At 66.8% G+C, this 14,150-nt stretch carries 10 protein-coding genes, 1 tRNA gene and 1 pseudogene; 5 read left to right on the plus strand and 7 right to left on the minus strand.

The features are described from left to right. Positions 1 to 70: 70 nt before the first annotated feature. A complete protein-coding gene (locus OG338_RS14985; protein ID WP_405940430.1) occupies positions 71 to 1,558 on the minus strand; it encodes a PP2C family protein-serine/threonine phosphatase in 1,488 nt (495 codons plus the stop codon). A 477-nt stretch (positions 1,559 to 2,035) separates the two neighbouring features. On the opposite strand from OG338_RS14985, the gene OG338_RS14990 reads away from it, so the two are divergent. Beyond that, positions 2,036 to 2,731 (plus strand): bifunctional DNA primase/polymerase, encoded by a 696-nt coding sequence (locus tag OG338_RS14990; RefSeq protein WP_405937808.1) that lies wholly within the window; start codon positions 2,036 to 2,038, stop codon positions 2,729 to 2,731. Positions 2,732 to 3,351: 620 nt separating this feature from the next. Here the strand turns inward: OG338_RS14990 and OG338_RS14995 are convergent. The 3 genes from OG338_RS14995 to OG338_RS15005 all read right to left on the minus strand — a co-directional run bounded on the left by OG338_RS14995 (position 3,352) and on the right by OG338_RS15005 (position 6,080). Continuing rightward, a complete protein-coding gene (locus OG338_RS14995) occupies positions 3,352 to 4,317 on the minus strand; it encodes a DUF5926 family protein (protein ID WP_405937809.1) in 966 nt (321 codons plus the stop codon). A gap of 132 nt (positions 4,318 to 4,449) precedes the next feature. Next, positions 4,450 to 5,031: an ATP-binding protein gene (locus tag OG338_RS15000; protein ID WP_405937810.1), complete on the minus strand. Its 582-nt coding sequence runs from the start codon at positions 5,029 to 5,031 to the stop codon at positions 4,450 to 4,452. Between the two features lie 200 nt (positions 5,032 to 5,231). Further along, positions 5,232 to 6,080 carry a glycerophosphodiester phosphodiesterase family protein gene (locus OG338_RS15005; protein WP_405937811.1) on the minus strand — a complete coding sequence of 283 codons (849 nt, stop codon included), beginning with the start codon at positions 6,078 to 6,080 and terminating at the stop codon, positions 5,232 to 5,234. 190 nt (positions 6,081 to 6,270) lie between these two features. Here OG338_RS15005 and OG338_RS15010 point away from each other — a divergent pair, with 190 nt between their 5' ends. Together OG338_RS15010 and OG338_RS15015 are read left to right on the plus strand one after the other, a co-directional pair. Continuing rightward, a complete protein-coding gene (locus tag OG338_RS15010) occupies positions 6,271 to 7,782 on the plus strand; it encodes a trypsin-like peptidase domain-containing protein (RefSeq protein WP_405937812.1) in 1,512 nt (503 codons plus the stop codon). Between the two features lie 54 nt (positions 7,783 to 7,836). Next, positions 7,837 to 7,924, plus strand: a tRNA-Ser gene (locus tag OG338_RS15015). 138 nt (positions 7,925 to 8,062) lie between these two features. Here OG338_RS15015 and OG338_RS15020 read toward each other — a convergent pair. Both OG338_RS15020 and OG338_RS15025 read right to left on the minus strand, forming a co-directional pair. Beyond that, positions 8,063 to 8,257: a hypothetical protein gene (locus OG338_RS15020; protein WP_405937813.1), complete on the minus strand. Its 195-nt coding sequence runs from the start codon at positions 8,255 to 8,257 to the stop codon at positions 8,063 to 8,065. A gap of 338 nt (positions 8,258 to 8,595) precedes the next feature. Next, positions 8,596 to 8,865: pseudogene (locus OG338_RS15025) on the minus strand (leucine zipper domain-containing protein); the annotation flags it as partial. Positions 8,866 to 9,240: 375 nt separating this feature from the next. On the opposite strand from OG338_RS15025, the gene OG338_RS15030 reads away from it, so the two are divergent. Both OG338_RS15030 and OG338_RS15035 read left to right on the plus strand, forming a co-directional pair. Then, on the plus strand, positions 9,241 to 11,916 hold the full coding sequence (locus OG338_RS15030) for an ATP-binding protein (RefSeq protein WP_405937814.1): 2,676 nt from the start codon (positions 9,241 to 9,243) through the stop codon (positions 11,914 to 11,916). An 892-nt stretch (positions 11,917 to 12,808) separates the two neighbouring features. Beyond that, positions 12,809 to 13,075, plus strand: a complete 267-nt coding sequence (locus OG338_RS15035) for a hypothetical protein (protein ID WP_405937815.1) — start codon at positions 12,809 to 12,811, stop codon at positions 13,073 to 13,075. Positions 13,076 to 13,326: 251 nt separating this feature from the next. On the opposite strand, the gene OG338_RS15040 is transcribed toward OG338_RS15035, so the two are convergent. Then, positions 13,327 to 14,097: a transposase gene (locus OG338_RS15040; protein ID WP_405937816.1), complete on the minus strand. Its 771-nt coding sequence runs from the start codon at positions 14,095 to 14,097 to the stop codon at positions 13,327 to 13,329. Between the last annotated feature and the right edge of the window lie 53 nt (positions 14,098 to 14,150).

Here is a 14,150-nt window from a genome sequence, read left to right on the forward strand (position 1 = left end):
CACCTCCATCGTACGGGCGTACGGAAGGGGGCCCAGGGCCGGAAGACCTCTTACATGCGAAGGTCCCGGCTCAGTCGAACCGGGCCGCGAGTACGACCACGTCCTCGGCGCGGTCGGCCCGCCCGGCCCCGTCCGGCAGCACGGTGCGCACCACGTGGTCGGCCACCGACGCGGCGTCCCCGCGCAGCGCCCTCGGGACGCTCGCCGCCGCCGACTGGAGGCGCGCGTACGCCCGGTCCATCGAGTCGCCGGCCCGGCGCAGCAGTCCGTCGGTGTACAGCAGAACCGTCTCTCCGGGTGCGGCCGTGAGGTCCACGCTGGGCGCCTCCCAGCAGGACAGCATGCCCAGCGGGGCGGAGAGCGTGGTCTCCACGTACGAGGTGCGGCGCTCACCGATGATCAGGGGCGGCGTGTGCCCGGCCCCGGCGAGCAGGATTCTGCGGCGGGCCGGTTCGCAGTACGCGAAGAGCGCGGTCGCCGAACGGGCCGGCTCGGTCAGCCGGAGCAGCAGTTCGAGGTCGGAGAGCACGGCGACCGGGTCCTCGCCCTCCATCACCGCGTACGCGCGCAGTCCGGCGCGCAGTCGTCCCATGGCGGCGAGCGCGCTGGGGCCCGAGCCGCCCACCGAGCCCACGGCGAGGCCGAGGGCGCCCTCCGGCAGGGCCAGCGCGTCGTACCAGTCGCCGCCGCCCTGCGGGGCCACCTCGTGGCGGACGGCGAGCTGGACGCCGGGGACCCGGGGCAGCCGGGTGGGCAGCAGCTCCTCGGTCACGGTGGCGACGTCCGCCCTGGCCCGTTCCAGTTCGAGCAGGCGGGCCAGGTGCTCGGAGGCGTATCCGGCGTACAGGCCGACGAGGTGGCGCTGGCGTTCCAGGGGTTCCGCGGGTTCGTCGTAGAGCCAGACGGCGGCGCCGAGCCGTCCGGTCCTCGTGGTGGCGAGGGGCAGTGCGTAGCTGGCGGCGTAGCCGAGGCGGGCGGCGACCTCGCGTCTGCGCGGGTCCAGTCCGGTGTCGCCGAGGAGGTCGGGGGTGGTCAGCGGGCCGTCCGGGTTGGGCAGGCCCTCCAGGATGCGTCCGTACGAGGTGGCGCTGCGCGGCACGGTCTCGATCTGGCCCAGTTCGGCGTGGGCAAGGCCGAGCCCGATGGTGCTGACGGGGCCGCGCCGGTCGGACGGTTCGAAGGCGACCAGGCCCCGGCGGGCGCCGACCAGGGCGGCTCCGGCGCCGAGGAACTCGTGCAGTGCGTCGTCCAGGGTGCTGGTTCCGGCCAGGCGCTCGGTGAGCTCGTGGAGCGTGGTGAGGTCGGAGACCCAGCCGGCGAGCCGGTCCTGGATGAAGGCGCCGGGCGCGGCGGGTGCCGCCTCGATCGGCCCGGCAGTCTCATCCGAAACCGGAACTGTGGGATCGATTCCAGCCACTTTTGGCAGGTGCGGAGCGCTCATGTTCGCCGGCTTTCCGAGCGGTGTGTTCCGTCGAATAGCATCGCAAACCCCCATGTCATTCTGCGCCGCTACCAGTGCATCCACATGTACACGCACAAGTGAGGCGATGTCCAGCATTGTCCCCTCGCGAAACCCGGTGTCCATGCCCAAATCAACTTGGCCAAAAAGCGCACCTCGCCGTGTGCATTAGCGGTCGACTGGGTCTGCCCGACGGGGGTGCACCTCCGGGTGAAGTCCCTGGGGCGCGTCATTCCAGGCATGCTGGGTACGTAATTCTTTGGATGGCCAGGGGTGGCCCCGCCCGCCCCCGGAACCTGGCAGCGGGCCCGGACGTCCTCTCTTGTGACGGCCGCGCCCCGCCCCCGAGTGGCGAGGCCGTACGCACGGGCCGCAGGAGCGCGGTGCGCCCCACACCTCGCCACGATGCCGACCGCAAGCAGTTCGATCCGGCTCAGCACGGCTCACGCTCGGTACCGACGAACAACCCGTACCGCAGGCTCGACGAGCACGTACACCCAGAAGATCCGCAGCATGGTGTGACCACGCACGATGCGAGGCGGACCCTCGGCGTTCAACGGAAAGGAACGAGCCCTCATGCGCGAGATCCTCGGAAGGCGACGCAGGCTCGGCCGCAGGGGCGGCTCCGCCCGGCTCGACGCGGCTCTGACCTGCGCCACGGAGTGGCGGTGGCCCGTGCTCCCCGGAGCGGGGCTGTGCGGGGACGGTGCCCGCGGCCGGCGCTGCGCGTGCCCCGATCCCGAGTGCGCGGTGCCCGGCGCGCACCCCTTCGACCCCGGACTGCTCGCCGCGACCACCGATGCCCGGATGGTGCGCTGGTGGTGGACGAACCGGCCGGCCGCGCCGGTGCTGCTCGCCACGGGCGGCCGTGCGCCGTGCGCCCTGAGCCTGCCGGCGGTGGCCGGTGCCCGCGCCCTGACCGCGCTCGACCGGGCGGGCCTGCGCCTGGGCCCCGTGGTGGCGGCGCCCACCCGGTGGGCGCTGCTGGTCGCCCCGTACACCCTGGAACGGCTCGGCGAGCTGCTGTACGCACAGGACCGGGTGCCCAGCTCGCTGCGGTTCCACGGGGAGGGCGGCTATGTCGTTCTGCCGCCGTCGGAGATCGGCACCGGGCAGGTCCGCTGGGAGCGCGCGCCGGAGCGCACTCCGGATGCGCACCCCAAGGGCGCCGCGCCGGCCGCTCCCTGGCTGCCGGACGTCGAGGCCGTGCTCGACGCCCTGGTCGAGGCGAGCACGAGTGCCCCGGACGGCGGTAGCCGGCTGACGCACTGAGCGGTTGGGGGCGGGGTTGGCCAGATTCTGATGCGCGCGTGTTCTTTCAGATGGCATTCATTACGGAGTTCTGTCGCTTCCCTGCCCGGTCCCTGTCCGGTCTCCGGTGAATCCCTTCCGTTCTTCCTCACTCCCTCCTGCTCCTTACCGTCTTGCTTCACGATTTCCGGGTAAACGGCGGCGTTGCTTGAGGCGCATCCGTTTGTCCGGAGGTGTCGGTGATGCCGCGGAATTCAGGGGGTCGCGAAACCCGGTGGGGCGAAGCATTCTGATGGCGCCTCGGGCGCTGTTCCCGTCCCGGCGCAGGTCCAACCGGCTTCCTGGGCAGCGGGGCTGACGCCGGGCCATCGCGCGGAGAGCCTGGGACGGGTGGGCGGCGGGGCGGACCGGGAGGGGCTCGTACGCGGGCCTGTGCGCCCCGGGTGCGCGGAGCGCGCCGTACCCGGAAATGAGGATGCCCGGTCGCTGGCGACGGGGGATGCACCAGCGACCGGGCTTCTTGAACCGTAACAAGAGATCTGCCGTTCGCAAATTCGATCTCGCGTATTCGGACAGCGATTTACCTGCCAGTACGGCGAGTTGTGACGGGCGTCACCGTCCGGTCCGAGCGACGGTCACGGTCAGCTGAGCGTCACCTGGCGGTTGGTGAGACCACCGCGTGCCCGCCGCTCCTCGGCGGTGAGCGGCGCGTCCGACGCGAGTGCCGTCGCGAGCCGCTCCGCGAACGCGGCGGCGGGCTTTTCGCAGTCCTCGGCACCCATCGCGCTCGGCAGGTCCCAGACCGGGACCATCAGCCCGTGCGCCCGGAACGAGCCGACCAGCCGGGTGCCCTCACCGAGCGAGGACTCGCCCGCGGCGTGCAGCCGGGCGAGCGCGTCGAGGAGCTGCTCCTCGGCGTGCGGCATGACCCAGCGCAGGTGGTTCTTCTCCGGCGTCTCGCACCAGTAGGCGGCGTCCACGCCCGACAGCAGGGCGGTCGGGATCGCCGCCTCGTTCGCGCGTTCGAGTGAGGCGGACACCTCGGCCGTGGCGTTCTCCGAGTCCGGCACCCAGAATTCGAAGCCGGAGTGGACGACCGGGGCGAAGGGCGCCTCGTCGTCCAGGAGGTCCTGGAGCCGGGGCCCGTCGGCCGGCACCCGCCGGGCGGCCACGGGTGAACCGGGCGCCGCCTCCAGCGCGCGGCTCAGCGTGTCCGCGAGGTCCCGGCTGAGGTCGCCGGAGGAGGTGTCGTTCTGGAGGGCGAGCAGGACGGAGCCGTCGTCGCGGCGCAGTGCGGGCCACGCCATCGGCAGGACCGTCGCGAGCGTCACCGAGGGCACGCCCTCGGGCAGGCCGCCCTTGAGCGTCAGCCCGGCCGTGGCCGCCGGGACCAGCTCGCGCAGCGCGACCCAGTCGCACTCCCCGGCCAGACCCTCGAACGGGCGCTGGACCAGCTCGGTCACCGCCTGTGCCGCGGCGCGGCCGTGACACGCCTTGTAGCGGCGGCCCGAACCGCACGGGCAGGGCTCACGAGCCCCGACCACCGGGATCTCGCCGTCCTTGAGCTGCTGCTTCCCGGCCTTGGTCTGAGGGCGCTTCTTCGCCATGGTGGGCTAACTCCCGATTGCGACAGTGCGGTCTGGCCCGCGAGCCTAGCCGCCCCACCGCTTCCCGGGGCACCACCACCGTGCCCGCCGGCTCAGCCCACGTACGCGACCCGCACGGCCCCGCCCGGGTGTTCAGCCCGCGTCATCGAACGCGTCGTCGAACGCGCCGCTGAAATCCAGCCCTTCGAGCCCCGGCACGACGGTGGCCTTCGATGCGCCCGGCAGTCCGGTCATCCCGGCCGGCCGCCCGCCGCCCCGCGTGCCGTGGGAGCCGTGGCCCCCGTCGACCAGCACCCAGACGGTGACCTCGCCCGGTGCGTCGTCCCGTACGCCCCACTCCTGGGCCAGGGAGCTGATGATGTTCAGCCCCCGGCCGCCGCGAGCGGTCACCGAGGGGGTGGCCGGAATCGGCCGGGTCGGGCCGCCGCCGTCCGTCACCTCGACGGTCAGTCCGCCCGTCCTGTCGACACGCCAGGCGGCGCGCACATCGCCGTCTCCCGTCTCGGTCTGCCAGCCCAGCGGCCTGCCGTGCCGGCAGGCATTGCTGAGCAGCTCGGAAAGAATCAGTACCGCATCGTCGACGACCGAATCCGACACCCCGTGGCTGCGCAACTGCTCGCGCATCCGGTGCCGCGCCTGGCCCACGCCCGCAGGGCCATGGGGAACGGCCATGCTCGACGACGTGGGCACCTCCTGTGCCACCACCAACGCCACCCCCGAGACCTCCTTTGCCCCACGCCACGGAGTGGATGCCCTCCTGAGCTGTGCCGGAAACCGGCCAAGGGGCTGTGAGTGACGCACTCGTCACCAACAGGCACAGTCCGAGTGCGCCGGTGTACTCCCTGTAGTTGATCTCCTGATGGGCAGATGGGCTGATGCGTTCATACGTAAAGGTGTGGCGAGGTGCGCCGCTGTCACTGACGGCCGAGCTGGGCCAGGACCTGCTTGGGGCGGTTGGTGATGATGGCCTCGACTCCGAGCCGTACGCAGAGCTCGACGTCCTCCGGCTCGTTGACCGTCCAGACGTGCGCCCGGTGTCCGGCACGGTGGAGCCGTTCGATGTAGCCGGGATGGCTGCGCACGATCCGGACGCTCGGCCCGGCGACGCGCGCACCGGCGGGCAGCCGTCCGTCGCGCAGCCGGGGCGACACGAACTGCATCAGATACACGGTGGGCAGATGGGGAACGGCCGCCCGGACGCGGTGCAGCGAGCGGGCCGAGAAGCTCATGACGCGTACCGGCGAAGGGGTGCCGGCCGGCGGCGGCGCGTCGAGCTCGAAGCGTTTCAGCAGGTGCAGAAGACGCTCCTCGACCTGGCCCGCCCAGCGGGTCGGGTGCTTGGTCTCGATCGCCAGCTGGAGCGGCCGCCCGGACGCCCGCGTCTCCACGAGGAGTTCGAGCAGGCGTTCCAGGGTGAGTACGGAGGTGAGCTCGCCGGGCACCGGGTCCCAGTCCGGCGACTCCGTCTCGTCGCGGTCCTTCCAGGAGCCGAAGTCGAGGGCGGCGAGGGCGTTCAGCTCCAGGGCGGAGACCGCGCCGCGCCCATTGGACGTACGGTTCACCCTGCGGTCGTGTACGCAGACGAGGTGGCCGTCGGCGGTGAGGCGTACGTCGCACTCCAGGGCGTCGGCACCGTCCTCGATCGCCTTCCGGTACGCGGCGAGGGTGTGCTCGGGGGCGTCGTCGGACGCGCCCCGGTGAGCGATGACCTGGATGGGATGCTGCATGGGGTGCTGCTGCCGTGCTCGGTTCACCCGGGTCATGGTGTCACCGCGGGAACACGGCCGTGCACACCTTGCGACGCGGGGCCGTTTTGTCCGATGTAAGGGTCGTGCGCAGATGCACAGCTCCTGCTTACAGTGGCCTGACGTGTCGTGGGAAAAGCTGACTGCGGACACGTACACAGCGGATCTCTTGCCGAATGACTGATGTGGAACCGAGGAGTAAAGAGCTGTGAGCACCGAGAACGAGGGCAACGAGGGCAACGCGGCCGAGGCCGCCCCGTCCGTACCTCCCGTGCCGGCCGACGCTCCCCAGGTGCCCCCCGAGGACGCGCCCCCCGCCGCCTCCCACCCGGACGAGACGGTCACCCGGCAGCAGCCGGTCGCGCAGGCGCCGGACCAGCAGCCCGCCGCCGTCCCCGTCCCTTCCCCGCCGGACCCCGCGACCGCGCAGACGGCCGCCTACCCGGCGAACCCGCAGTACACACCCCCGCCCCCGCCGCAGTCGGCGGCCGACGCGGGCTGGCCCCCGCCGCCGCCCGCCGTCCCGGCGTACGCCCAGCAGGCGCACGGCGGTGGCGGCGGCCCGGTCTGGGGCCCGCCCGGCGCCACGCACACGCCGGAGGCGCCGCGCAAGCGCGGTGCGGGCGGTCTGGTGGCCGCCGTGGTGGTGGCGGCGCTCGTGGCGGGCGGCATCGGCGGTGCCCTCGGCTACTGGGCCGCGGACCGCAACGACGACTCGGGCTCGACCACGGTGTCCGCCTCGGCGAACCCGCAGGACCTCAAGCGCGACGCGCACACGGTCGCCGGTGTGGCCGCCAAGGCGCTGCCGAGCGTCGTGACGATCGAGGCTCAGGGCGGTGACGGCGAGGGCGGTACGGGCACCGGCTTCGTGTACGACAAGGAGGGCCATATCCTCACGAACAACCACGTGGTGGCCTCCGCGGCGGACAGCGGCCAGCTCACGGCGACGTTCTCCAACGGCAAGAAGTACGACGCCGAGGTGGTCGGCCGGGCCCAGGGCTACGACGTGGCCGTCATCAAGCTGAAGAACCCGCCGCAGTCCCTGACCCCGCTGCCGCTGGGCGACTCGGACCAGGTGGCGGTCGGCGACTCCACGATCGCGATCGGCGCCCCGTTCGGCCTGTCCAACACGGTCACCACGGGCATCATCAGCGCGAAGAACCGCCCGGTCGCCTCCGGTGACGGCAACGGCGGCAGCAACTCGTACATGAGCGCCCTGCAGACCGACGCCTCGATCAACCCGGGCAACTCCGGCGGCCCGCTGCTCAGCTCGGCCGGCGCGGTCATCGGCATCAACTCGGCGATCCAGTCGACCGGCAGCTCCGGCCAGAGCCAGGCGGGCTCCATCGGCCTCGGCTTCGCGATCCCGATCAACCAGGCGACGACCGTCGCCCAGCAGCTGATCAAGACCGGCCAGCCCGTCTACCCGGTCATCGGCGCCACGGTGACGATGGACGAGAAGGGCGACGGCGCCGTCATCGCGGACCGGGGCACGGGCGGCACGGACGCGGTCACGAAGGACGGCCCGGCGGCCAAGGCGGGCCTGCGCGCGGGCGACGTCATCACGAAGTTCAACGACACCCCCGTCGACAGCGGCCCCACCCTGATCGGCGAGATCTGGACCCACAAGCCGGGCGACCGGGTCACCCTGACCTACGAGCGCGACGGCAAGACGGCGACGGCCGAAGTCACCCTGGGGGAGCGCAAGGGCGACAGCTGACCGGCTAGGCTGTTCCCCGCGCCGGACCGGTCCTCACCGACCGCGCCGGCGCGGGGTGGGTTGCCCGAGCGGCCTAAGGGAACGGTCTTGAAAACCGTCGTGGCGCGAGTCACCGTGGGTTCAAATCCCACACCCACCGCCACAGGTCAGAGAATGCGCAGGTCAAGGGCGGGTCTCCACTCCGGAGGCCCGCCCTCTGCGTTCACCTTGTCTCACCCCGGGTGCCTGTTTCCCGGTGTCGGCCAGGCCGTGTGGGCCATACGTGGGCCAGAACCGCGCCCTACTCCTCCGCGCGAAGCCCCTGCTCAACGAGCAGATTGGCCGCCGCCGAGCCGCCCTTGAGCAGCTTGGCGTAGAACCGGTAGAGCACCGCGAGGCTGTGGCCGGCGCGGGACGCGGCTTCTACCGGGTCCATGCCGGACTTGATCCAGAGGGAGATCGCGGCGTGCCGCAGGGAGTACGGGTCCTCCGCCAATGCGGTTCGGAGCTCCTGCCCGCTGAGTACAGCCTTCCGCGCTTCGCTCCAGACCTCGGAGTACTCGTTCGACGTCAGACGACCGCCACGCACCGCCCGTAACAGTCGGCCGTCCGGTGCAACGCCGAAGCGCGTGATGTGGGCGCGGACCATGCGCACGTATATCGGCGGGACGGGAACGGCCCGTACAGCCTTCCGAGCCCGGTGCTTCAGGCCGCGCTCGTCGTGTGACTTGCCGCTGTCGGTCCAGCTCCCCCGACCTCCGGGTGGCTCTCCGGCACGAGCACTTCGCCCCACGCCTCCGGCTCGCTCTCCGAAGGCAGGATGAAGTCCGACTCCTTGAGTGCCGCGGCTTCGGTGCGGCTCGGGGTCCTGCGCGGGCTGTTACGCGGGCGCGAAGACCGGTCGTGCATGCCGCGGGCCTCGCCCAGCGTCCGGTAGCGGTCGGCCCACCGTTGGGCGGTCGTCGGGGAGACCTGGAAGCGTTCGGCGGCCCGCCGAAGCGGCCAGCAGTCCTCGACCACGCAGCGGGCCAGACGCAGGCGTCCGGTCTTGGTCAGGGGCGCATTGCGGTGGGCATGAGGGCCTTCTGATCGTTCGGTGGAGATGTCGCAATCCACACCGAACCCGGAAGGCCCTCACCCGTTCAAGATCCCTCAGCCGAGACCTGCATCACCCGTCCACAACCTCCCCAGGCAATACACCTAGCCCGGCCCCACGCCGGTCAGGAGACACGTGGGTCGAGACGGAAGCATGTGCACGATCTTCTGAACTGGCGCTTCACGGTTACGCAGCAGCTTTAGAGTTCCCTCGGAGACTCCGCTGACCAGGCACCACAGACCCGCCGCTTGGTGCGACACCCACACGATTAGGCAGTCCACCTATCGCTCGAGACTCAACAGCCCATAATATGCGCACCGAGAGTGACGGATTGCCACGTCAGATGACCTGGGTGCAGGCGACTAAGTCCGTAGGGGGCCGCAGTGGGGTTGGAAGCAGCAAGCGACGAGGGCGCCGAGCAGTTGGCCATCGGCGGCGCGGATGCCATCGAGCCAGGGCCTCGCGTTGCCGTGGCCGACTTCGTTGGGGTCACACGAGACGCGTCCGCCGTCGTGCCCGTGCGCATATCCCTCGAAATCATTGAACGCTTCTCTGAAGGACTTTACAGCTCCCCGAACAAGACATTCGAAGAGCTGGTCTCTAACTCCTACGACGCCGGCGCAAAGCGGGTATGGGTTCACATGCCTGCCGACCTAGAAGCGCCACACGCCTCCATCCTAGTGATCGATGACGGCCTCTCCATGGACGTCTCGGGGTTGAAAGACCTATGGCGCATCGGGAAGTCACGTAAGAGAGAAGCAGATAAGGCGTCACCTCGCGTCCCCATTGGCAAGTTTGGAATTGGAAAACTGGCGACGTATGTTCTCGCCGAAGAGCTAACTTACATTACGCTCAAAGACGGCGCGTATCGGGCCGTCACTATGGACTACAAAAAGGTCCAGGGCGACATGAGTGACCCTCACAACCTTAGTCTGCTTGTTCTGGAGCTCTCGAAAGAGGAAGCTAAGGAAGCTCTCCTTACAAACCTTCGCGACTACGGAACTAACATGCGTCCGGTGATTGAAGCCCTTTTCCCCGAATCAGAGGAGGGACCAGAACACTGGACCGCCGCCGTCATGACGCGCCTAAAAAAGCCGGCACACAATATCAGGCAGGGTCGACTTCGTTGGGTGTTGTCAACCTCGATCCCTTTGAACCCTTCGTTCAAGCTGTACTATAACGGCGACGAGATCGAGGCATCGAAGGCGCAAGGGAAGGAACGCTGGCGCTTCACCATCGGCGAATCGGAATCGCAACTCGCCCCTGACCGTCAGATCGGCGAACCAACTCGGGTTGAGATCGACGGAGACATGGTTCCAGCATATCGACTTCCTAAAGCTGGGGCGGTTTGGGGGTACGCTCAGCTATTCGAAGATGGCCTACAGAAAGGCAAAAGCGAGTTGATTGCCCGCAGTCACGGATTCTTTGTTCGGGTCCGGCAGCGGCTTATTAATCTGGACGATGCTTCTTTCAACGTTGGGCCGGAACTCCATCACGGTACCCTCACGCGCTTTCACATGGTGATCAACGCCGACGATCTAGATGGATTGGTGGCTAGCCCTCGTGAGAGCTTGCAGGACTCTCCGGAGGTAATAGAACTCCGACAGTACATGCTCGCAGTCTTCAATAAGGCTAGGTCGGTTACCAAGACGTCCGATGACGCCGATACCATGCCAGTACTTACGAAGCAAGGACGCATTTCTAACCCCCCTCCCGGCCTTACGCAGGGCCCGCTAAGGCGCATGGTCCGGCGAGCCTCACAAGGTGACGCGGCAATTCGAGAAGTCCTTGGCATGGATCTCTCAGATGCGCCTGAGGCTCAGACGCTAATTACGGAGAACGATGACCTTTTGGAAAAGGTGATCGTTGAACCAGTCGGAGATGATCGACGCCTCGTCAAGTACGACGTTAATCGCCGCGCTGCGATTCTGAATCAGGCACATCCTTTCGTCAGCAATTACATCGATCAACCAGGAATGCAAGAAGCACTGCAGCTCCTTGGGCTGACAGAGCTCCTTACACAGGCATATATGATCGATGAAAGCATTGAGGCGGAGGTTGTGAACCGTATCATGAAGCGGAGAGATGCATTTCTCCGTGATCTGGTGAAACGACACCCAAACTCTGCCCCCGTCGTAGCACGCCAACTACGCGATTCAAGTAGCAACGAGACGGAACTCGAAGACGCTGTTGCAGACGCCCTAGAAATCATGGGATATAGCGTGCAGAGGATTGGAGGAAACGGGCGCCCTGATGGGATCGCCACTGTCAGACTCGGCAGGCGCGGTAACGGTAGTGAGAGCTACGCCTTGACTTATGACGCAAAATCCAGTGGAAAAGAGGCGAGGCAGGCCATGGGCGGGAGCACCTCGGCGAAGCCTCCCAAGATCCAAGCTGGAACAGCCCGCACCTCCATCCTTCGAGTCCACCGCGAGAAGGCTACCAATGCTTTCAATCTGGACGTAAAACCTTCCTACACTCTGATTGTCGCGCCAGGTTTTCAGGGCGACGGTGACGAGGACGCGCTAATCGGTTCCATCTGCAAGAACGATGGCGTTACGCCGATCACAATCACCGATCTGGCTCGACTGGTCGAGCTCTTCCCTTTGAGGCGACTCTCGCCTCTAATTCTTCGAGATCTTTTTAAGCACCACACTCCCGAGGGTGCACGTGCATTCGTCGACGCTATCGAAGCGCAACCTGCTCCGCAGGCCCCGCCAGTAACCGAGGTCATCAACCTTCTGGTCCGTTACTCCGAGCGGAGGACACCCGTTAGAGTCGACACGATCATGACTGCAATCTATGAACGTACTGACGGAGCCATCGATCTAACTCCCGAGGAGTTGACGGCCATCATTCGCGGCCTGGCAGCACTGGCGCCATCGAGTATTTTCTTTGACGGTCAATTGATCGCGCTTAACGCAACACCAAAGGCCCTCTTGCAGGAGCTCAACAGCACCCTGAGGGACTATCCCGCGAGACTCGCCGAAGCTTACAAAGCCGCGGTGCCTACTGAGCTACAGACGGAAGGTCCACAGCGCCGTGAAAATTCAGACTAGGGCGGCGGTACATCCATTTCCCGCACGCATGGCACCAGAATTGGTTGAACGGAAGATTTCAAGCCTTTCAGCCAATGCAGTGGTACTCGATCCCATGATGGGCTCCGGAACATTTCCACTTGCGGCAGGGCTATCAGGACACACTGCTTTTGGGTGTGATACAGACCCCCTAGCTCTTATGATCGCACAGACGGTTGGCACAGATTACGATCTCACTTCCTTTGCGGAGCACGCTAGGGCCATCGCTGGCCGAGCAGACAAGGCGAGGGACCAAGAAATCCAAGTCGATGCGGAAACATCCAAGTTCATCGACTTCTGGTTTGACCCAAAGACGCGACTGCGCTTGACTGCACTTGTAGCTGAGATTGCGATGGCTCCGGAACATTTCAAGGCGCCACTTTGGTGTGCCTTTTCGAGGCTCATTATTACGAAGGACTCTGGTGTCTCGAAGGCCCGTGACGTCTCCCACTCTCGACCGCACCGGGTACGTGAAGCAGCCTCGTTCGATCCCATTGGTAGGTTCGCCGCGTCGGCAGAGACCGTCGCTTCTCGTGTTCGGACACTCCGAAGCGGTTTCCCAGTCGCCTCGATTGAAGCGAAGCTAACAACGCTAAGGGCGGATGCCCGTTCTTTGCCGCTTAACAGCAGCACTGTCGATGCTGTCATGACGAGCCCTCCCTACCTCGTGGCGATTGACTATCTCAGGGGTCATCGGATGAGCCTCGTATGGATGGGGTACTCAATTGGATATCTACGTGGGTTGCGATCGACGAATGTCGGTTCTGAGGTTGGCATGAGGCCAGCCTCAGAGATCGAAGAAATCGCCAAGTCCTCTACGTCTCCAGACATTGCTTCTCGGGCTGCCGGAGTCGTCTACAAATACACCTCAGACATGGATGCCGTATTCTCCGAGATCTCGCGAGTGCTGAAGCCCGGGGGTACAGCATCGTTTGTCATCTCCGATGCTAGGATCAACGGCTTCGAGGTCTCCATTGATCGAATGCTTCAAGACCTTGGCCGGCGTCATAAGCTCGAGCTCCGCGATCGGCATTCCCGCGCTTTGCCGGAAAGTCGACGCTATCTTCCACCGCCCCGAGGCGGTACAAATTCGCTCGACAAGCGAATGAAGGAAGAAGTGGTTCTGACGTTCGCTGTATGAGAGCAGGCTGTAGTTGCCCACAATGCAGCCATGGTCGGAGCGCTAGCCAAAACCAGTGACAGACCCACATGGCGAAATCCGTGGCATGTCTGGACCGAGATCCCATGATCGCTAATCAGATTTTCTGACCTGCAGGTAGTGGGCCACACATACGGGCTCCGGAGCCTTTTTGCACGGAGCAGCTAAGGGCTGTCTCGTAAATGATCTCCTAGTCGCCTCGGGCATGGTTGACCGCCGTGCGGCCCGCTGCCCTATCCGACGAGGGCGAGGTTGTGCATCCGGGTGATTCCGAGCATGGCGTGGTGGACTCCGTCTCCTTTGAGGTGGCAGTCGCGGAGGATCTTCCAAGTCTTCATGCGGGCGAAGACATGCTCGACGCGGGCGCGGACCTGCTTGTGGGACTTGTTGTGTTCTTCTTTCCAGTCCGGAAGTTCGGTCTGGCCGTGCTCGCGCCGGTGAGGGATGACGAGTCCGGCACCGGTGTAGCCGCCGTCGGCGATCGTGAGGGTCTTGCCGACGACGGCCTTGGCGCCGGATTCCTCCCATGCTTTGCAGTCGTTGCGGTTCCCGGCGAGCGGCCGGCCGACCGCAACGACCAGGCGAGTGTCGGCGTCGATGACGACCTGGTGGTTGGTGGAGTACCGATAGTTCTTCGGCCGTTCGGCGATCGTGTGATCCCGGGTCGGGACCAGGGTGCCGTCCAAGATCAGCGCGGTGTCCTTGGCGAACCGCTTGCGGGGCTGGAGAGCGAGCATCGGTCCGAGGTGGTCGATGATCCGGTCCGCCGCCGACTTGGACACCCCGAACGGCGGCGCGAGCTGGCGCATGGCCAGGTTCGTGCGCCAGTAGGCCGCGACCAGCAGGGTCCGGTCCTCCAGCGGAAGGCTCCACGGCCGGCCCTTGCGGACCGGGTCCGCGCCCTCGCGCCTCAGAACCGTCACCAGCTTCCCGAACTGCCGCGGGCTCGGCCCGGTGAACGGGGCTATCCAGGACGGCTCCGACGTCGTGATCACACCAGCCACACCATGATCATCTCGTCCGTGACCAGCAGTTGCGGGACAGCCCTTAGCTGTGA

Source organism: Streptomyces sp. NBC_00726, assembly GCF_045161735.1.
In the GTDB taxonomy this organism is placed as follows: Bacteria; Actinomycetota; Actinomycetes; order Streptomycetales; family Streptomycetaceae; genus Streptomyces.

Excerpts from the sequence above, each read along its gene's own strand:
- OG338_RS14985 (WP_405940430.1), bottom strand. The coding sequence starts at position 1,558 with ATGCTGGACATCGCCTCACTTGTGCGTGTACATGTGGATGCACTGGTA.
- OG338_RS14990 (WP_405937808.1), top strand. The coding sequence starts at position 2,036 with ATGCGCGAGATCCTCGGAAGGCGACGCAGGCTCGGCCGCAGGGGCGGC.
- OG338_RS14995 (WP_405937809.1), bottom strand. The coding sequence starts at position 4,317 with ATGGCGAAGAAGCGCCCTCAGACCAAGGCCGGGAAGCAGCAGCTCAAG.
- OG338_RS15005 (WP_405937811.1), bottom strand. The coding sequence starts at position 6,080 with ATGACCCGGGTGAACCGAGCACGGCAGCAGCACCCCATGCAGCATCCC.
- OG338_RS15035 (WP_405937815.1), top strand. The coding sequence starts at position 12,809 with ATGGATGCCGTATTCTCCGAGATCTCGCGAGTGCTGAAGCCCGGGGGT.